Raw genomic sequence first — 18,980 nt, forward strand, 5'->3', positions numbered from 1 at the left:
CCACCAGCACGGAGTCAGGAAGATGACCAAACGCGCCTCGGACGTGTCCGCCGTGTCCGTGAGCCCGCCCAGGAGACGCAGTAAGTACACCCTCGCGCCGCTCGTCCTCATCGCGGCCAACGTCGTGCTCTTCGCGCTGTTCTTCCTCTGGCCGGCGGTGATCGGGCTCGTCTACTCGTTCACGAACTACACGGGTGTGGGGGCGTTCCAGTTCATCGGACTGGACAACTACCAGAAGCTGTTCGGGGATTCCATCTTCTTCGACGCGCTGACCCGGACGCTGCTGTACACCGTCCTCTTCGTACCGCTGAACTTCGTGCTCTCGCTGCTCATCGCCAACGTGCTGGTGAGCAAGCACGCCAAGGGCACGTCGGTCGCCCGCATCTTCTTCTTCATCCCGTGGCTGCTGTCGCCCATCGTCGTGGGTGTGCTGTGGCGGTGGCTGTTCGGTGAGAACTTCGGACTGGTCAACTACCTCATCGAGAAGGTCGGCGGCAGCGCCGTGCCGTGGCAGTCGAACGCGGATCTGTCACTGCTGGTCGTCGTGGTGGCGGCGTCCTGGGCCTGGACGGGCTTCTCGATGCTGCTGTTCATCGCGGCGATCAAGAACGTGCCGACGTCGTACTACGAGGCGGCCGCGCTCGACGGCGCCGGTCCGTGGCGCCAGTTCATCAGCATCACCCTGCCGAGCATCGCGCCCACGTCCTTCATCGTCATCCTGCTCAACACGATCCACGGGATGAAGGAGTACCCGCTGTTCGCCGCCCTCAACAACGGCGGACCCGGAACGACGAACAACCTGCTTGTCCAGTACATCTACCAGACCGGGTTCAAGTCGGGCCAGATCGGCTACGCGAGCGCCGCGTCGTTCGTGCTCATGCTCATCCTGATGGCCGTCGCGATCATCCAGTTGTTCGTCAACCGGCGGGTGGAGAACCGATGACAACCACAGACATGCCCCGCAAGGTCGACGCAGGGCCCGCACGGCCCGTCCGCAGGAAGCGGTCCGGCGGCTCGGCCACCGGTGGGCTCCGGCGCGCGGTCGCGCCCACGACACTGCTGTGGGTCCTGGCGGCCGTCTACGGGCTGCCGGTGCTGTGGTTCGTCCTCAGCTCCTTCAAGCCGGCGGGAGACCTGTTCTCCCTTCCGCTGACGGTGTTCCCCGAGAACCCCACCGTGTCGGGTTACAAGGCGGCGTGGGAGAGCGCCAACTTCTCCCAGTACTTCATCAACACCACCATCGTGTGCGTGATCGCGACGATCCTCACGGTGGGCGTCAGCTGCTGCACCGGGTACGCGCTGGCCAAGTACGACAACAAGTGGCTCAAGGTCTTCTTCGTCGGCATCCTGGCCACCACGATGCTGCCGTCCGAAGTCATGCTCGCCCCGCAGTTCCTGGTGGTCCGCGACCTCGGCCTCTTCAACTCGCTCGCCGGCATCATCCTCCCGGCCGTGCTCACCGCGACCGGGTGCTTCATGTTCCGCCAGTTCTTCCTGACGGTCCCCGACGAGCTCATCGAGGCCGCCCGCATCGACGGGGCGCGGGAGCTGTCGATCTTCCTGCGGATCATGGTGCCGATCTCCCGGCCCATCATGCTGACGCTCGCCATCCTGTCCTTCCAGTGGCGCTGGAACGACTACATCTGGCCGCTGCTGATGCTCAACGATCCCGAGAAGTTCACGGTCCAGATCGGCATCCAGAGCCTCGTCGGCGCGCAGAACATCAACTGGTCGGTGGTGCTGGGCGGTTCGGTCATCTCCATGGTCCCGCTGATCGTCGTCTTCCTGGTGTTCCAGAAGTACGTCATGAACGCCGACATCAACGCCGGACTGAAGGACTGACCTTGCCCCACCCGCTCGACCACGAGTTCGTCCGGTCGGCGGCCCGCGCCGCCGACCGGACGACCGCCCCCCTGGCGGCCGGCCCCGACGAGGAACCCGCCGGTGTGCCGCACCGTGGTCTGGCGCGGCGGGTGAAGACCCTGGTCGCGGCCTACCGTTCCCCGGACTCGGCACTGCACGGCAGCGCACGGGCGGTCGCCGCCGCGCTGACCCACCTGCGCGCCCTGCGGGCCGTGCAGACGCCCTCCGGTCTCTTCGCGGGCGGCGACAACGTCCAGTCACCGCCCGACTCCGCGTTCACCGTCAACGACGTGTGCGACGCGTACGTCCTCGCCGCCGACGCGGGACCGGAACCGGTCGAGGTGACGGCCGCGCTCGCCGAGATCGCCGATGCCGCCACCGCCAGTCTCCTGACCGGCGGCGTGCACACCCCGAACCACCGCTGGGAGCTGAGCGCGGCCCTCGCCCGACTGCACCGGTCCTTCCCCGACGACCGGCTGCTCGACCGCGCCGAGGAGTGGCTCGCCGAGGGCGTCGACATCGACACGGACGGCCTGTACTCGGAACGCAGCGCCGTCTACGCGTCCATCGTCACCAACCCGGCACTGCTGTTGCTGGCCGACGTCCTCGGGCGTACCGACCTGCTGGACGCCGTCGAACGCAACCTCGCCGCGACCCTGGACCTGATCAGGCCGGACGGCACGGTGGAGACCGTCCACTCGCGCCGCCAGGACCAGAAGCTCTCGTTCGCGCTGTGGCCCTACCTGCCGCACTACCGGCTGCTCGCGATCCGTACCGGCCGGGGCGACTTCGCCCGCGCGGCCCGCCTGGCGGCCGCCGGCGGCATCGACGACCCCGACCTGCTCGCCCAGACCCTCCTCACCCCGGAGCTGTGCCGCGCCCTGCCGGCCCCGGAAGCGGAGCAGCTCCCGCGCGACCGGTTCCTGTCCACCGCACGCCTCGCCGCACACGTCTCGGCCACCGCGCACACCGTGGTGTACGGCGGCTCCGACGTGCCCGAGCACCGGCGCATCCGCTCGGGCCTCGCCTGCAACCCCACCTTCCTGCGCATGTTCGCCGGCGACGCCGTCCTCGACGCGGTCCGCCTCTCGCGGGCGTTCTTCGACCTGGGCCCGTTCCGTGCCGCCGACATGGAACGGCTCGCCGACCACCGGTACCGGCTCACCCAGACCCTCACCACCGCCTACTACCAGCCGCTCCCCAAGGACCACGGGCGCGACGACGGCGCCTACCGGCTGGTGGACGAGGGCCGCTTCTCCGCGGCGATGGCCTTCCCCGACCGCCCTCGGGACGAGGTCTCCCACACGACCCGGGTCGAGGTCGACCTGCGGGAGGACGGGGCCGACCTGCGGATCGACATCGGCGGCCCACCGGTGCCCTGGGCCCTCGAACTGACCTTCCGGCCGGACGGCGAGCCGCAGGGCGCCGTACCGCTCGGCGACGGAAGCTGGTGCCTGACGACCGAACCGCTGACCTACCGCGTCGGCGACGACGAGATCCGGGTCGAGGCCGCCGTCGAGACGGGCGAGCCGCTCGCCGGGCCGGACCGGACCGACGTACTGCGCTACGACCCGGGCCAGGACTACACCGTGGCCGGCGGCACCGACGCGACGACCGGACATCGCGTCTACCTCGGCGGGCAGGGGCCGCAGACACTGACCCTCACACTGCGCGCCAGACACCGACCCTCACACCGCGCGCCACGACCGTCACAGGCATGAAGGACTGATTCCCGTGCACCTCCCTCGTCAGCTCGGCCCGTTGCACGACCTGCCGGACTCCCCGGAGGCCTACGACGCCGTCCTCGCCGACGTCACCGAGCAGGCCCTCGCCCGGCTGACGCCCGAGGGCAGCCTCGAACACCCCGACTGTGTCGACGACATCGGCGACACCTCGCTCGGCATCACCTCCCTGCTCGCGTTCGCCTGGCAGCGGAACAAGGACCCGAAGCTGCCGGAGGCGGTCGGCCGCAGCCTCGCCTTCCATCTGCGCGAGCGGGTGTACACCGACGACAACCCGGGCTACCCGAACCTGAAGGTCCGCGACTCCGGCCTGCCGTACGCCCGTTACACCCTCGCGGCGGGCGCGCACCCCATCGGTGACTGGCCGAGCACGGTGTGGGCGCTGCTCCAGGCGGTCAACGTGCTCGACGCGGCGGAGGGACTCGTCGACGACGACCAGCGGGCCGAACTCCTCGACGTGGCCCGCGGATACTGGCGCTGGCTGACCGAGGCGACCTTCTTCAACCCGCAGGAGGCGGGCAACCAGGCGATCGGCTGTGTGGTCGGCGGCCTGATGCTGGCCCGCCATCTGCCCCTGGAGGAAGGGGAGTCGGTCCGCGCCCGCGCACTGGAGCTGTACACCGACGAGATCCGCGCCCACCGGGTCCGCGACCGCGGCGCCCTGCTGCCCCCCGAGCACGGCGGCGCCTACGACAACAACTACGGCCCGATCTCCCTGTCCTTCCTCGCCCAGGCCCACCGGATCAGCGGCGAGGAGGTCTTCGCCGAGGACGGCGACGTCCTGGCCCGCTACATCGACGCCCGGCTGACAGGCGGCGGCTTCGACAACGGCGGCCCCCGCTACAGCGAGCAGCACTCCGCCTTCGAATCGGTCCTCGGCCTGCGCTACTTCGGCGCCCGGATCGGCTCCGACCTCGGCCGCTACCGGGGCGACAGCCGCTGGGCCCGGCACGCGGTCAAGGAGGACGGCGGAGTCGACGGCCACTTCGCGTGGATGCTGGTCTGGCAGATCCAGGACACCACCCCCTGGCACCGCGAGCCGTCCACGGCCGCCGTCCGCCACCAACTGCGCGCCGGCACGGTCTCGGTGGCCTTCGACAGCCACCTGACCCCGGCGGTCGTGGAGGCCGGGGGAACGTACTACCTGCCCGCCGCCGTCAACCGCCAGCACGGCCACGGCCCCGTCACCGACGGCTTCCTGCTGTGCCGCCCGATGGGCGAGGTCCGCGTCCGCGACATCCGCGCCGACGGCCTCACCGCCAAGCTGGTCACCAAGCCCGTCGTCGGCCGCGACCACGTCCTGCGCCATGTGCGCTCCCTCTACGTCACCGACGGCACCACCCTGTGGACCACGGTCGCCGTGGAACGCCTCCCCGACACGCCCTACCTGCTGGCCGGCCTGCCGTACGCCGAGGACGACGGCGACCGCGTCCGCCGTACCGCGACAGGATCCGTCTCCTCGGCGGGCACCCTCCGCCTGACCCACCCCACCGCACCGGGCCCCGACCACTTCGACGCCCGCGCCGACCTCACCCAGGAACAGGCCGCCTTCGCCCTCGCCGAGGACCCCCGCGGCTACGGCAACCCGGACACCGGCTGGCGCCACCTGATCAGCTCCACGGCCCTGGAGGCGGACCCGATTCCGGACGCCCCGGAGGACCTGCACGTCTTCGCGGTGCGCTACGGCACGCAGGAGCCGCTGGAGGTGTCGGCGCGGTGGACCGAGGCGGGACTCACGATCCGCACCGGGGCCTTCACGGCGGTCATCGGTGCGGAAGACGCCTACGGGGAGCCGGAGCTGACGCTGCGTGCAGCGGCCCGCCACTAGGACAGGAACTGACCTAGAAGCCTCCTAAGGTCGGAAGGAGCAGCACGAGCACGCACGCACTCAGGAGGCAGGCGGATGACCGTACAGCCCGTCCCGGACGGATACCACACCGTCACGCCGTGGATCATCTCGCGTGACACGGCCCGGCTCATCGACTACATGACGGAGGCCTTCGGCGCCGAGGAGATCGCCCGGGTCGTCGGGGAGGACGGCCGGATCGGGCACGCCGAGGTACGGATCGGCGACTCGGTCGTCATGCCGTTCGACGCGCCGCCCCACTGGCCGCCGACCCCCGCCTTCCTGCGCCTGTACGTCGAGGACGCCGACGCCGCCCACCGCAGGGCCGTCGAAGCCGGCGGCACCTCCGTGACCGAGGTGACGCACCTGTTCTTCGGCGACCGGATCGGGCGGGTGCGCGACCCCCTGGGCAACCTGTGGTGGCTCCAGACACGGGTGGAGGACGTCGGCCCGGAGGAGATGGAACGCCGCCTCGGCGACCCGAAGTGGACCGAGGCGATGGCGTACGTCCAGGGCGCCGACTTCTTCCCGGGCGCCTCCGGCCCCGGGGCCTGACCGGCCTCAGACCACCAGGTCGGCCCGCCCCCGCGTCGCGGCGACCAGCTCCGCGTTGCGCTGGTCGCTGCGCCGCACCCACTCCACCGCCTCCTCGTACGGCTTCCCGAACTCCACGTGCCGGGCCACCAGCCGCCGTACCCGCACCTCCTCGTCGATCTCGCAGAACCACACCTCGTCCAACGCGGCCCGAACCCGCCGCCACGCCCCCGTGTCGAGCAGCAGGTAGTTCCCCTCGGTCACGACCAGCCGAGCGGACGCCGGCACCGGAATCGCCCCCGCGATCGGCTGCTCCAGCACCCGCTCGAAGCCGGGCGCGTACACCACCTCGTCGTCGCCCTGGACCCGCAGCCGCCGCAACAGCGCCGCGTACCCGAAGGCGTCGAACGTCTGCGGAGCGCCCTTGCGGTCCCGGAGCCCGAGCCGTTCGAGTTCGACGTCGGCGAGATGGAAGCCGTCCATCGGCACATGCGCCACCCACGGCTCCTCGTCCGCGTTCAGCGCCCGCACCAGACGCTCGGCGAGTGTCGTCTTGCCCGCGCCGGGGCTGCCGGCGATGCCCAGCACCGCACGGCGGCCTTCGGGGGCGAGGGAGCGGGCCCGGATCAGGAGGTCGTCGAAGGTCGGCGGCACGGACCGAGTGTGCCATCCGGCCCCGGGTCGAGGACCACAGGGAGGCGAGGCACCCTTGACCCGGGGGAGGAGGGAGCCCAGACCGTGTCCGACGCCCCGACCGACGACGCCCCGACCGACGAGGCGCAGATCCGCGCGCTGATCACCGAATGGGCCGCGGCCGTCCACCGCGGCGACCTGGCGGGCGTCCTCGCCTACCACGCCGAGGACCTCGTGATGTTCGACGTGCCGCCGCCTCACGGCGGCATCCGGGGCCTGGCCGCCTACGGTGCCGCCTGGCCGCCCTTCTTCGCCTGGCAGGCCCAGGGCGCCCGCTTCGACATCGATTCCCTCGACATCACGGCCGGCACCGACGTGGCCTACGCCCACGCGCTGGTGCGCTGCGCCACCCCGGAGGAACTCGCCGCGCACCCCACCCTGCGGCTCCGACTGACCTTCGGCCTGCGCAAGGAACGGGGCCGCTGGCTGGTGGCGCACGAGCACCACTCGTTCCCGCACGACTGACCCGAAGGCACACCCCCGGCCGCCGTGTGGCGTGCGCCACTCACTGGAGAGGCGGTTCCGGGGAACCGGGTCCTGTATGACCACGGACCTCGGTCTTCCCGAAGACATCCAGGCCTGCCTGTTCGACCTCGACGGGGTCGTCACCCGGACCGCCGTGGTGCACGCGGCGGCCTGGAAGGAGATGTTCGACGCGTTCCTGCGCGACCGCGAGGGCGAGCACTTCCGGCCGTTCGACGACCACGACTACGACGAGTACGTCGACGGCCTCCCCCGCGGCGACGGCGTACGCACCTTCCTCGCCTCCCGGGGCATCGAGCTGCCCGAGGGCGACCCGGACGACCCACCGGACGCCCCGACCGTCCACGGCCTGGGCAACCGCAAGAACGCCCTGGTCCTGGAGAAGATCCGCACCGACGGCGTCGAGGCCTACGACGGCACCCTCCGGTACCTCGAAGCGGTGCGCGGGCACGGACTGCGCACCGCGATCGTCTCCTCCAGCGCCAACTGCCTCGACGTCCTGCGCTCCGTCGACGCCGAGCACTTCTTCGACGTACGCGTCGACGGAGTGGTGGCCGCCGAGCGGAGGCTGCCGGGCAAGCCGCGTCCGGACACCTTCCTGGCCGCCGCGCACGACCTGGGCGTCGAACCCGCGCGCTGCGCGGTCTTCGAGGACGCGCTGGCCGGCATGGACGCGGGCCGCTCGGGCCGGTTCGGGTACGTCGTCGGCGTCGACAGGGTCGGACAGACCGACGCGCTGTACGCGCACGGCGCGGACGTGGTCGTCAAGGATCTCGCGGAGCTGGGAGGCAAGGAGTGATCACGAACCGGTCGTACACCGTCGAGCCGTGGGCCGTGCGCGAGACCGACCTCAAGCTCGACGTGCTGGCCCAGAGCGAGTCGGTGTTCGCGCTGTCCAACGGCCATGTCGGCTGGCGCGGCAACCTCGACGAGGGCGAACCGCACGGCCTGCCCGGCTCCTACCTCAACGGCGTCCACGAACTGCACCCGCTGCCCTACGCCGAGGCCGGCTACGGCTACCCGGAGTCCGGCCAGACCGCCATCAACGTCACCAACGGCAAGGTACTGCGCCTGCTGGTCGACGACGAGCCCTTCGACCTGCGCTACGGCCGTCTCGTCGCCCACGAACGCACCCTGGACCTGCGCCGGGGCGTGCTGGAGCGGACCTGCGAGTGGATCTCCCCGGCCGGCTCCCGGGTGCGGGTGCGCTCGACACGGCTGGTCTCCCTCACCCAGCGGGCGATCGCCGCCGTGGCCTACGAGGTGGAGCCCGTCGGCTGCCGGACACGCGTGGTGATCCAGTCGGAGCTGGTCGCCAACGAGAGCCTGCCCGCCCCGAACGGCGACCCGCGCGCTGCCCGGGCGCTGAAGTCGCCGCTGGAGCCCGAGGAGGACTTCGCCGACGGACTGCGGCTGCGCCTGGTGCACCGCACCCGCCGCAGCGGCCTCAGGGTCGCGGTGGCCGCCGACCATGTCCTCGACGGCCCCGAACGGACCACGACCGGCAGCGAGAGCAACGTGGACGTCTCCCGGCTGACCGTCACCTCCGTCCTCGAACCGGGCCAGCGGCTGCGGGTGGAGAAGCTGGTCGCCCACGGCTGGTCGAGCGCCCGCTCCCGGCCCGCGATGAGCGACCAGGTCGAAGCGGCCCTGGCCGCGGCCGGACACAGCGGCTGGCAGGGCCTGCTGGACGAACAGCGGGCCCACCTCGACGACTTCTGGGCACGCGCCGACGTCGAGGTCGACGGCGACGAGGAGATCCAGCAGGCGGTCCGCTTCGCCCTCTTCCACGTCCTGCAGGCCGGGGCCCGGGCCGAACAGCGGGCCATTCCGGCCAAGGGACTGACCGGCTCCGGTTACGACGGCCACGCCTTCTGGGACACCGAGACCTTCGTGCTGCCCCTGCTGACCTACACCGCGCCCGACGCGGTCTCCGAGGCGCTGCGCTGGCGCCGGCACACCCTGCCCGCCGCCCGTGAACGCGCGGCCCAACTCGGCCTGCGCGGCGCCGCGTTCCCCTGGCGTACCATCGAGGGCTCGGAGGGCTCCGCGTACTGGCCCGCCGGCACGGCCGCCTTCCACGTCAACGCCGCCGTGGCCGACGCCGTGGTCCGCTACACGGCGGCGACCGGCGACACCGCCTTCGAACGGGACACGGGCCTGGAACTGCTGGTGGAGACGGCCCGGCTGTGGCGCTCCCTCGGCCACCACGACCACCACGGCGTCTTCCACCTCGACGGCGTCACCGGCCCCGACGAGTACAGCGCGGTCGCCGACGACAACCTGTACACCAACCTGATGGCCCGCTCGAACCTGCTCGCGGCCGCCGACGCCTGCGAACGCCACCGGGACCGGGCCGACGAACTCGGCGTCGACGACGAGGAGACCGCCGGCTGGCGCGACGCCGCCCAGGCCGTGCACATCCCCTACAACCACGAACTCGGCGTCCACGAACAGCACGCCGGGTTCACCCGCTACCAGCGCTGGGACTTCGCCGGCACCCGCCCCGACCAGTACCCGCTGATGCTCCACTTCCCCTACTTCGACCTCTACCGCAAACAGGTCGTCAAACAGGCGGACCTGGTCCTGGCGATGTACCTGTGCGACGGCTGGTTCGAGGAGTTCCACGACGAGGAGCAGATCGCCCGCAACTTCGCCTACTACGAGCCGCTGACCGTCCGGGACTCATCCCTCTCGGCCTGCGCCCAGGCCGTCGTCGCCGCCCGGTCCGGCCATCTGGACCTCGCCTACGCCTATACGGCCGAGGCGGCGCTGATGGACCTGGCGGACCTGGAGCACAACACCCGCGACGGGCTGCACATCGCCTCCCTCGCCGGTACCTGGACGGCCCTGGTGGCCGGGTTCGGCGGACTGCGCCGCGACGGCGACTCGCTCCGGTTCGCGCCCCGCCTGCCCGAGCGGTTCAGCCGCCTCGCCTTCACGCTCCAGATCCTCGACCGCCGGCTGCGCGTGGAGATCGGCCCGGACAAGGCGACGTACATCCTGCTGTCGGGCGGCCCCCTGACCATCCGCCATCACGGCGCCCCCCTCACCGTGAACGGCGACGGCCCGGTCGCCCGCCCCGTCCCGGCGGCCCGGACCCGCCCGGCCCCGCAGCAGCCCCCGCACCGCGCTCCGCACGCCCGCTGACCACGGCTGTCGCACACCTGGCCGAACTCCGCCCTGCGCACCCGCCCGATGCGGGTTAGTTTGGCCATGATCCGCTGTCCCGGTCCCGTTTGTGGGGTCTTGGCTGCCCTACGCCAGGTAGGGGTGAGGGGTGGACGATGGCCCACGGCACGAACGCCATGCTCGTCGGTATGCGACGACGTGAGCCGGCGAGCGTGCCGCCTGCGTCCCGGTACCGGACGCACGGCCCCTGGCCGCTGGCGGCGGTGGCCGGCCTCTACACCCTCGCCCAACTGGTCCTCGTACGCCCCGGCATGGGCCTCGGCTGGGACGAGACGGTGTACGTCAGCCAGGTCGGCACCCAGGCACCGGCCGCCTTCTTCAGCGCCCCGCGCGCGTGGGGCGTGCCGCTGCTGGTGTGGCCCGTGGCGTCCTGGTCGACCTCCACCGAACTGCTGCGCGTCTACCTCGCCCTGCTGTCCGGCCTCGGCCTCTACCTGGCCCTGCGGGTGTGGCGCGGCATGTTCCCGACCCGGGTCCTGGCCGTGGCCGGTGCCCTCTTCTCCACCTTGTGGGTGAGCCTCTTCTACGGCCCGCAGGCCATGCCCAACCACTGGGTCGCGTTCGCCGCCCTGGCCTGTGTCGGATGCTTCCTGCGGGCCCGCGCCGACCGCCTGGACCGGGCCGCCCTGTGGGGCGTGGCGGCCGGCGGCGCGATCATGGCGTGGATGCGCCCCACCGACGCGGTCTGGGTGACGCTGCCGCTGCTCGTCCTGGCCGCCGCCACCCGCCTGTGGCGGCCCGGCCTCGCCCTGGCGGGGGGCCTCGCGGCGGGCGCGGCACAGTGGGTGATCCACGCCTACCTCTCCTACGGCGGCCTGGGGCAGCGGCTGCACGAGGCCTCGGAGGTGCAGGGCGGACTGGGCTGGTACTTCGCCGTCGACGACCAGATGCGCGGCCTGATGGGGCGGGCCCTGTGCCGCCCGTGCACCGGAGCGCTGCCCAACCCGGCGATCACGGCCTGGTGGTTCGTCCTCCCGCTGCTGGCCGCCGTCGGCCTGGCCGTCGCCGTGCGGGCCCGCCGCACCGGACCCACGCTGCTGCTCGTGGCCTGCGCCGGCACGGCCGCCGTGCCCTACCTCTTCATGATTGGATACGCGGCTCCCCGCTTCCTGCTGCCCGCCTACCTCCTGCTGTCGATCCCGGTCGCCGACGCGCTGTTCCACCTGGTCAAAAAGCCGGGCGGCCGATGGCGTCCGGTGGCCGCCGTCCTGGTCGCGATCGGCCTGACCGGACATCTGGCTGTGCAGTACGCCGTACTGGACCGCACCGTGGACCGCACCACGGCCGCCCGCGGCGACTGGGCCCGCACCGCCGCCGACCTGCACCGCCTGGGCGTCCGCCCGCCCTGTCTGCTCACCGGGCACGAGGCCATCCCGGTCGCCTACTACACGGGCTGCTCCGCGGCCAACACCAGCGGCAACAACGCCAACAACACCCCGGCCGGCATCCGGCGCACCGCCGAGCGGATCCCGACGGCGACCCTCAGCAGGCCGGGCGTGGCCCCACCCCGCTACGCACGCGGCTGGCGCACCCACGAGTCCGTCGACCTCGACCTCCACGTGGCACCGCCGCCGCGCGGCGACGACCCCGCATGACCTCCGAACCGATCGCTGTCACGCCCACCCGAAGACACGTCTACCGGCACACCGCCCTGACCCTCGCCGTGCTGGTCGCCGTCGGCTGCCTGGCCAAGCGGCACTGGCCCGTGCTGGAGACCGGCGCCCTGCGCCTGGCGGTGGCCGACCAGGGCTGGCTGCTGGCCGGCGCGGCGGCCGCGGCCGGCACCTGGCTGTGCGCGGCCCTCGCCCAGCAGGGCGCCGTACTCCGGCGGCTGCCCCGCGGACGGCTGGTGGCCGCCCAGTTCGCCGCCTGCGCCGCCAACCTCGTCCTGCCCGCCGGGATCGGCGCGGGGGCCGTCGTACTGCGCTTCCTCATACGCTGCGGGCTGCCGGCCGGCCGCTCGGCGACCGCCGTCGCGGTCAAGGCCACGGCCGGGGGAGTGGCGCGCGCCGCCCTGATCGCCGTACTGGCCACCGCCTGCCCGGGCGTCCTGCGGATCCCGCCCACCTGGGGCGTCTGGGCGGTCGCCGTCGGCCTGCTGCTCGGGGGCACCGTCCTGCTCGCCGTCCGGCTGTGGCCCCGGTGCCGCCGCGTGCTCGGCTCGGTGCTGTCCGACGTCCGGGCCGTCCACGCCCGACCGCACCGGGCGGTGGCCCTGTGGGGCGGCTCGCTGGCCTTCGCCGTGCTGCACGCGCTCGTGCTGATCGCCGTCACCCGGGCCGTCGGCCTGCCCCTGGCCCCGGCCCTGGTGGCGCTGCTGTACCTGGCCGCGAGCAGCGCCGCCGCTCTGCTGCCCACCCCCGGCAATCTCGGTTCCCTTGATGCCGCGCTCGTCCTCGCCCTGGCCGCGGCCGGAGCGCCCGCGGCGGTGGCCGCCTCGGCCGTGCTCGGCTACCGCCTGCTGACGGTGTGGATCCCGCTGGTCCCGGGACTGCTGGTGCTCGGGATCCTCGTGCGCCGCAGGGACGTGTGAGCGCACCCGGCGTTTCCCGCCCGGCGGCTTCTGGTAGGACATCGGGTGTCGGTTCCGAGGCGAGGGGGAGTGCCATGACGTGGAACGAGAACGGCGGGCGGCTGGGGGAGGAGTTCTTCACTCCGGGGGCCTCGTCCTTCACCGAGTTCCTGGCCGCGCACCGGCCGGAACTGCTCATCACCCGCCCGGTCCTGCCGGACGGTGTGGTGGCGGCGTCCGACCAGGTGCCGCACGGCACCACCATCCTGGCCCTGACCTTCCGCGACGGCGTCCTGATCGCCGGCGACCGCAGGGCCACCATGGGCAACCTCATCGCCCAGCGCGACCTGGAGAAGGTGCACCCGGCCGACGACCACACGGCGGTCGCCTTCGCCGGCACCGTCGGCCTCGCCCTGGACATGGTGAAGCTGTACCAGGTCGAGCTGAAGCACTTCGAGAAGATCGAGGGCGTCGCGATGAGCCTCGACGGCAAGGCGAGGCGGCTGGCCGGCATGATCCGGCAGAACCTCGGCCAGGCCATGCAGGGCCTCGCCGTCGTCCCGCTGCTGACCGGCTACGACCCCTCGGCGCCCGAGGGGGAGCGGGGCCGCATCTTCAGCTTCGACGTCGCCGGCGGCCTGTACGAGAAGCGGGACTTCCACGCCGAGGGCTCCGGATCGCCCTACGCCCGGGGTGCGTTGAAGAAGCTGTTCCGCCGGGGCATGGACCGGCGCGACGCGGCCCTGGCCGCCCTCCAGGCCCTCTACGACGCGGCCGACGACGACTCCGCGACCGGTGGCCCGGACGTCAACCGCCGGATCTTCCCCATCGTCTCGCTCATCACCGAGGACGGCTTCGAGCGCCTGCCCGAGCCGGAGACCGAGGAGCTGAGCCGGGAGATGGTCGAGCAGCGCCGCAGCAGGCCGGACGGACCTAACGCGACCGCCTGACGGACCGAAGGCACGCCCTGACGGACCGACGACCCCCCTGACGGGGCACTTTCCCCACTCGTGGGGAAGATCTGCCACGGGCTTTACTGCACATGACTTGCAGGTACCGGAGGATGGCACGAGGCTGCTCGACGCGGCCGTACGAGCGAGAGAAAGATCCTCCCCCCGATGACGGCCGCCCCTGAGACCACTCCGCCCCTCCTCCCCGCCACCGCCCCCGCGAGGGGGTCGGCCTGGCACCGCGTCCGCGGCTCCATGACGCGGCAGGAGTGGCTCAGGGTGGGCGGGATGGCCGCCGTCGTCGTGGCCCTCCATGTGATCGGCTGGGTCACGCTGATCGCGATCGTCGCCCCGCACCACTACAGCATCGGCGAGAAGTCCTTCGGCATCGGCATCGGTGTCACCGCCTACACCCTCGGCATGCGGCACGCCTTCGACGCCGACCACATCGCGGCGATCGACAACACCACCCGCAAGCTGATGGGCGAGGGACAGCGCCCGCTGTCGGTCGGCTTCTGGTTCTCGCTCGGTCACTCCAGCGTCGTCTTCGTCCTGGCCCTGCTGCTCTCCCTCGGCGTCAAGACCCTCGCCGGACCCGTCCGCGACGACGGCTCCCGGCTCCACGACGTCACCGGCCTGATCGGTACGACCGTCTCCGGGACCTTCCTCTACATCATCGCCGCGATCAACCTGGTGATCCTGGCCGGCATCTGGAAGGTGTTCCGGCAGATGCGCTCGGGCCACTACGACGAGGCCGCCCTGGAGGAGCAGCTGAACAACCGCGGCTTCATGAACCGCCTGCTGGGCCGGGTGATGACGTCGATCACCAAGTCCTGGCAGATGTACCCGCTCGGCCTGCTCTTCGGCCTCGGCTTCGACACCGCCACCGAGATCGCCCTGCTCGTCCTCGCGGGCTCCGGCGCCGCCTCCGGCCTGCCCTGGTACGCGATCCTGTGCCTGCCCGTGCTGTTCGCCGCCGGGATGTCGCTCCTGGACACGATCGACGGCACCTTCATGAACTTCGCCTACGGCTGGGCCTTCTCCAAGCCGGTCCGCAAGGTCTACTACAACCTCACCATCACCGGCCTGTCCGTCGCCGTCGCCCTCCTCATCGGCACGGTCGAACTCCTCGGCCTGCTCGCCGAGAGGTTCGACCTGCACGGCCCGTTCTGGGACTGGATCGCCGGCCTCGACCTGAACATCCTCGGCTTCGTCATCGTCGGCCTCTTCTTCGCCACCTGGATCGTCGCCCTGGTCGTGTGGAAGGTCGGCCGGATCGAGGAGAAGTGGTCCGCGGGACTGGCCCGGCCGGCTGCGCGGGCCGAGGAGGGCGCCTGAGACAGCGGCCGCGCCCGCGGTGCGGAACCGCCCAAGATCACTCCAGCGGCGTAGCGGTAGAACGATTCACCAGGTGAAAGGGCACGGCGATCGCTCAACCGGGCGGCACACACCGGTCATTCTGGGACGGCAGTTCTCGTTCCGGACATCGGCCAAGGAGTTCCCTTGCGTATGCGTCGTACCCTCACCAACGCCCTCGGTTCCGCCGCCCTCGTGCTCGCCTCGCTGGGCGCGGTGACCACCACCGCGACCCCCGCTGCCGCCGACCCGTGCGGATTCTTCGAGACGAGCTCCGACGCCTTCTACAACCACTGCACCTCCGACGGCTCCCGCGTGGTGATCAAGGTCGAGATCGCGCTCGCGCCCGATGTCGAGCGCTGTGTCGGACCGGGCAAGCACTGGCTCGGCTCCGCCGACAAGATCCAGGGCGCCTACTACGTCGGCCGCACCTGCTGACGAACCGCCCCGCGTCGGACCCTGTGCTCCGTACCGCCCGCGCCGGGCGGTACGGAGCACTTGCGCGTCAGGACCGCACCCGCAGATCTCTGCGCCACCTGACGAGTTCCTTCTCCGGGTCCCCGGTGTAGGACCACGGGGTCCGCGTGGCCCGCGGTCCCAGCAGCGTCAGCAGCGGGGCCGCGACCTCCCGGACGCCCGCGTGACAGGCCGCGTGCGCCAGGTAGTTGACGTCACGCAGCTCGTCCGGCGCCACCTCCTTCTCCGGCCGGTCCGCGAACCAGCGCTGCCAGGTGCGCTCTATGTCGCTGACCGCGCCGTCGTTCTTCCAGTGCTGCCCGAGCCCCACCGGTGCCCGGCCGTCGGCGGCGGAGTCCTGGGCGTAACGGAACTCCTCGACCCGGGCGTACTGCACCAGCACCGGCAGTGCGCAGCCGGGCGGGGACACCCCCGCCGCGTCGCGGGCGAAGTCGTACATCAGGCCGTGCGAACCGTGCCAGCGGGCCGCGTAGTAGTGCAGCACCTGGAGGTGGCCCTCCACGCTGTACGGGTCCCGCCCGTGCAACTCGTCCCACCAGCGCGCCAGTTCCTGCCGGCGCACCCCGGACGGATACAGCCGCGCCACGGAGATCAGGGAGACCCAGGGGGTGGGGTCCTCCGGATACGCGCGGGCCGCCTGGAGGCAGGCCATGACCGCGCCGTCGACGCGGTGCTGGTCGATCGGCACGCCCCGGCCCGCGGCGATGGCCAGGTTGAACGCCCGGGTGGTCTCGGTCGCCGCCCGCAGCACCAGGGCGTCCGGGCTGGGCTCGGCGGCCAGCCAGGTCTCCACCGTCGAGCTGGACGCGCAGACCTGTGCCAGTCGCCGGACGCGATGTCCGCGCACCGGCCAGTCCGGGCCGGTGCTCCGCAGCAGTTCACGCAGTCCCTGCCAGCGACCGATGACGACGTCCTGGCGGGTGATACCGAGAGCGGTGTCCCCGCAGTCGGGGTCGAAGTCGGGAGTGAATCGGTCTCGCGCCATCGGGCGGGTCTCCCTCAGAAGTCGGTGGGGAGATCGTCGTGGGTCCGGGAGAGCGCGAGCGCGCCGTCGTCGGGGACGTAGTCCGTCTCGATCGTGCGGGCGGCGTCGAGCCGGGCGGGCCGGTAGTAGTCGCTGCCCCGCATCCAGTACCAGAACATCGGGATCAGGCCCACGGCCAGGCCGCCGAGGCCGATCGTGATCGCGGCGGTGCTCAGTTCGCCCAGCGACTCGACCAGCACCCAGAACATGAACAGGGCGCCGAACAGCGGCCACAGCCCGCCGAGGACGAAGTTGGCCACCGACTTCAGCAGCATCCTGCGGTAGGCGACGACCGCCGCGAGCCCGGCGAGTCCGTAGTACACGGCGATCTGGAGGCCGATCGCCGAGATGGCGTCGGAGAGGATGTCGCCCACCGTGCCCAGGGCGTTGGAGGCGATCAGCATCACCATCGCCACCGTGCCGACGACCGTGATGGCCACCCACGGGGTGTTCCAGCGCGGATGGACGCGGCCCAGCGCGGACGGCATCGTCCGGTCCCGGCCCATCGCGAACAGCGAGCGGGTGACCTGGATGAGGGTGGTCTCCAGGGTGGCGATGGTGGACAGCATCACCGCCACGACCAGCAACTTGCCGCCCCAGCCCGGCCAGATCTCCTCGCCGAGCACCGCGAGCACGTTGGCGTCGTTCTCCTCGATCTGCTGCGCCGACAGGATCACGTTCACCGCGATGGTGAACGCCTCGAACAGCAGGAAGACGATCCCGACCCCGATCAGGCCCGCGAGTCCCGTCGTACGACGGCTGTTGCGGGTCTCCTCGCTCAGGTTGCTGGTGACGTCCCAGCCCCAGTAGTAGAACGCGGCGATCAGCGCGCCCGACGCGAAGCCCGCCATGCCGTCGAAGTGGCCGAGACCGAGCCAGGACCAGTCGAAGGCACGGGCGTTGTCGGTGTGGAAGACGGCGAGCACCGCGAAGAGCGCCAGGATGGCCAGCTCTATGCCCGACATCAGGAACTGCGCGCGGACGGTGAGCCGGGCGCCGCCGAGCACGACGAACAGCATGACCAGGAACCAGCCGGCCCCGACGGCCGTGGACAGCGCGGTGTTCTCGGCGAGTCGCTCGTCGAAGAGGGACAGCGTCATCGAACCGGCGGGCAGCGAACCGGCCACCATGAAGATGGTCGTCGAGATCACCAGCGCCCAGCCGCTGATGAAGCCCAGGAAGGGATGGAGCGTACGTCCCACCCAGGAGTAACTGGCGCCCGCGTTCACGTCGATGCGGCCCAGATAGCTGAACGCCAGCGCGATGCCGAGCATCGGTATGGCGCAGTACAGCAGAGCGGCCGGACTGGCCAGGCCCACCGCCCCGACCAGCACCGCGGTGGTCGCGGCCAGCGAGTAGGCCGGGGCACTGCCCGCCACGGCCATCACCACCGTGTCGAACGTGCCGAGGGCGTTGGCCTGAAGTCCTCTGCCCCTGTTGATGCTCATGGTTGCGCTGCTTTCCGTCGTGCACGACGTGAGGGCGAGCGGCCCTGACGGCGTTGGGGGGTGGGGGGGTGAAGCGGTGAGCCGGCCCCGGACACGAGAGGGATGGCCCCGGGCCGGGAGGATGGAAGAAGGCGTGGCGGATACCGCGGGATCGCTGCGTGGGCGGACGGTCACACCGTGTGTGCGTGTGATGATAGCGGCACCCCTTGAGCTTTCAAGATTGACCGGGAAGTAACCTCCCGCGGTTGCCTGTGGCGGAACGGGACACCCGTGAGACAGCAGTGCACGAGAGCGCGAGGGAGGCGGTCATGGACACGGAACGCACCGACGCCGAACCGATGGCGGACGACGCGTACCAGCCCACCGGCAGCAACGAGGAGCAGGAGGACGCCGCCCCGCTCGACCTCCAGGACGCCCTCGACGAGCGCACCTACGACGACACCCTGGACGAGGGCTACTCGCCGCCGGAGAAGCCGCTCGGGGTCACCGGACACGGCACCACGGCCGCCGAACAGCGCGACGGCGAGAGCCTGGACCAGCGGCTGGCCCAGGAGGTCCCCGACGTCGCCCCGCCCTCCGGGGACGGCATCGGCGACGCCCCGGACGCGGCCGGCGAGCCGGTCGACCCGGAGGCGGGCGAGGCCCGCGCCGGGCGCCTGGTCGCCCCCGACGAGGGCGCCCACCCCGACACCACCAAGGAGGCCGTCGCCTCCGACGTGGGCATCGACGCGGGAGCCGCGGGCGCGGAGGAGGCCGCGGTGCATGTCGTCGAGGACGACACCGAGCTGCCGGAGGACGATGAGAACGCCGAGTACGACGACGAGTACGACGCCGAGGGCGACGAGATCTGACGCGCTGTC

The 18,980-nt window shown here is 71.7% G+C and carries 17 protein-coding genes; 14 read left to right on the forward strand and 3 right to left on the reverse strand.

Going from position 1 to position 18,980, the window contains the following annotated elements:
• The first annotated feature begins 22 nt into the window (after positions 1-22).
• From K4B79_RS08150 to K4B79_RS08170, 5 genes are all read left to right on the forward strand, one after another.
• Positions 23-943, forward strand: a complete 921-nt coding sequence (locus tag K4B79_RS08150) for a carbohydrate ABC transporter permease (RefSeq protein WP_232025623.1) — start codon at positions 23-25, stop codon at positions 941-943.
• Complete coding sequence (locus K4B79_RS08155) at positions 940-1,842, forward strand: carbohydrate ABC transporter permease (RefSeq protein ID WP_232025624.1); 903 nt, start codon at positions 940-942, stop codon at positions 1,840-1,842. Before K4B79_RS08150 ends, K4B79_RS08155 begins: the two co-directional genes overlap by 4 nt.
• A 2-nt stretch (positions 1,843-1,844) precedes the next feature.
• Complete coding sequence (locus K4B79_RS08160) at positions 1,845-3,584, forward strand: hypothetical protein (protein ID WP_232025625.1); 1,740 nt, start codon at positions 1,845-1,847, stop codon at positions 3,582-3,584.
• Between the two features lie 13 nt (positions 3,585-3,597).
• Positions 3,598-5,433, forward strand: coding sequence for a hypothetical protein (locus tag K4B79_RS08165; RefSeq protein WP_232025626.1), 1,836 nt, complete (start codon positions 3,598-3,600; stop codon positions 5,431-5,433).
• Positions 5,434-5,508: 75 nt separating this feature from the next.
• A complete protein-coding gene (locus tag K4B79_RS08170) occupies positions 5,509-6,006 on the forward strand; it encodes a VOC family protein (protein ID WP_232025627.1) in 498 nt (165 codons plus the stop codon).
• A 6-nt stretch (positions 6,007-6,012) separates the two neighbouring features.
• Here K4B79_RS08170 and K4B79_RS08175 read toward each other — a convergent pair whose 3' ends face one another.
• The gene (locus K4B79_RS08175) at positions 6,013-6,639 is read right to left on the reverse strand and encodes a nucleoside/nucleotide kinase family protein (RefSeq protein ID WP_232025628.1); all 627 of its coding nucleotides are present in this window, start codon (positions 6,637-6,639) and stop codon (positions 6,013-6,015) included.
• Positions 6,640-6,723: 84 nt separating this feature from the next.
• On the opposite strand from K4B79_RS08175, the gene K4B79_RS08180 reads away from it, so the two are divergent.
• The 8 genes from K4B79_RS08180 to K4B79_RS08215 all read left to right on the forward strand — a co-directional run bounded on the left by K4B79_RS08180 (position 6,724) and on the right by K4B79_RS08215 (position 15,609).
• Positions 6,724-7,143 (forward strand): YybH family protein, encoded by a 420-nt coding sequence (locus K4B79_RS08180; protein ID WP_232025629.1) that lies wholly within the window; start codon positions 6,724-6,726, stop codon positions 7,141-7,143.
• A gap of 76 nt (positions 7,144-7,219) precedes the next feature.
• Positions 7,220-7,960 (forward strand): HAD family hydrolase, encoded by a 741-nt coding sequence (locus K4B79_RS08185; RefSeq protein WP_232025630.1) that lies wholly within the window; start codon positions 7,220-7,222, stop codon positions 7,958-7,960.
• On the forward strand, positions 7,957-10,311 hold the full coding sequence (locus K4B79_RS08190) for a glycoside hydrolase family 65 protein (RefSeq protein WP_232025631.1): 2,355 nt from the start codon (positions 7,957-7,959) through the stop codon (positions 10,309-10,311). Before K4B79_RS08185 ends, K4B79_RS08190 begins: the two co-directional genes overlap by 4 nt.
• A gap of 137 nt (positions 10,312-10,448) precedes the next feature.
• Positions 10,449-11,948, forward strand: a complete 1,500-nt coding sequence (locus tag K4B79_RS08195) for a hypothetical protein (protein WP_232025632.1) — start codon at positions 10,449-10,451, stop codon at positions 11,946-11,948.
• On the forward strand, positions 11,945-12,886 hold the full coding sequence (locus K4B79_RS08200) for a lysylphosphatidylglycerol synthase domain-containing protein (RefSeq protein ID WP_232025633.1): 942 nt from the start codon (positions 11,945-11,947) through the stop codon (positions 12,884-12,886). Before K4B79_RS08195 ends, K4B79_RS08200 begins: the two co-directional genes overlap by 4 nt.
• Before the next feature lie 74 nt (positions 12,887-12,960).
• Positions 12,961-13,815: a proteasome subunit beta gene (gene prcB / locus K4B79_RS08205; protein ID WP_232025634.1), complete on the forward strand. Its 855-nt coding sequence runs from the start codon at positions 12,961-12,963 to the stop codon at positions 13,813-13,815.
• A 168-nt stretch (positions 13,816-13,983) separates the two neighbouring features.
• Positions 13,984-15,153 (forward strand): HoxN/HupN/NixA family nickel/cobalt transporter, encoded by a 1,170-nt coding sequence (locus K4B79_RS08210; RefSeq protein ID WP_232025635.1) that lies wholly within the window; start codon positions 13,984-13,986, stop codon positions 15,151-15,153.
• Positions 15,154-15,324: 171 nt separating this feature from the next.
• Positions 15,325-15,609, forward strand: a complete 285-nt coding sequence (locus K4B79_RS08215; RefSeq protein ID WP_232025636.1) for a DUF6355 family natural product biosynthesis protein — start codon at positions 15,325-15,327, stop codon at positions 15,607-15,609.
• A 67-nt stretch (positions 15,610-15,676) separates the two neighbouring features.
• Here the strand turns inward: K4B79_RS08215 and K4B79_RS08220 are convergent, their stop codons facing one another.
• Positions 15,677-16,633, reverse strand: coding sequence for a hypothetical protein (locus K4B79_RS08220; protein WP_232025637.1), 957 nt, complete (start codon positions 16,631-16,633; stop codon positions 15,677-15,679).
• A gap of 14 nt (positions 16,634-16,647) precedes the next feature.
• Positions 16,648-18,120 (reverse strand): APC family permease, encoded by a 1,473-nt coding sequence (locus K4B79_RS08225; protein WP_232025638.1) that lies wholly within the window; start codon positions 18,118-18,120, stop codon positions 16,648-16,650.
• A 308-nt stretch (positions 18,121-18,428) separates the two neighbouring features.
• Here K4B79_RS08225 and K4B79_RS08230 point away from each other — a divergent pair, with 308 nt between their 5' ends.
• The gene (locus K4B79_RS08230) at positions 18,429-18,971 is read left to right on the forward strand and encodes a DUF5709 domain-containing protein (RefSeq protein ID WP_232025639.1); all 543 of its coding nucleotides are present in this window, start codon (positions 18,429-18,431) and stop codon (positions 18,969-18,971) included.
• Positions 18,972-18,980: the final 9 nt, after the last annotated feature.

Source organism: Streptomyces lincolnensis (genome assembly GCF_021173675.1).
GTDB classification, from domain to species: Bacteria; Actinomycetota; Actinomycetes; order Streptomycetales; family Streptomycetaceae; genus Streptomyces; species Streptomyces lincolnensis_B.